At 73.8% G+C, this 275-nt stretch carries 1 protein-coding gene; it reads left to right on the top strand.

All coding sequences use genetic code 11. The features are described from left to right. Window positions 1-275, top strand: a 275-nt coding sequence (locus SB775_RS29305; RefSeq protein WP_410864743.1) for an NAD(P)H-binding protein, incomplete at both ends; no start/stop codon positions are given.

Raw genomic sequence — 275 nt, 5'->3', positions numbered from 1 at the left:
CGCGGTCAGGGTGCTCGCGCGCTCGCCGCAGAAGCTGACCGACGTGCCCTGGTCCGGCGACGTGGAGGTGGTGGAGGGCGACCTCCACGATCCTGCGGCGGTCGAGCGGGCGGCCGCCGACGTGGATGTCGTCTACTATCTCGTCCACTCGATGCGGGCGCGCGGCGACTTCGACGAGGAGGAGTCCGACGCAGCGCGCACCGTCGCGGAGGCCGCGCGAGCTGCGGGGGTGCGGCGCATCGTCTATCTGGGCGCCCTCCACCCGGACGGGGAGC

The sequence above is a fragment of the Peribacillus sp. SIMBA_075 genome (assembly GCF_046534585.1).
This window is presented reverse-complemented; position numbering and strand designations above follow the sequence as displayed.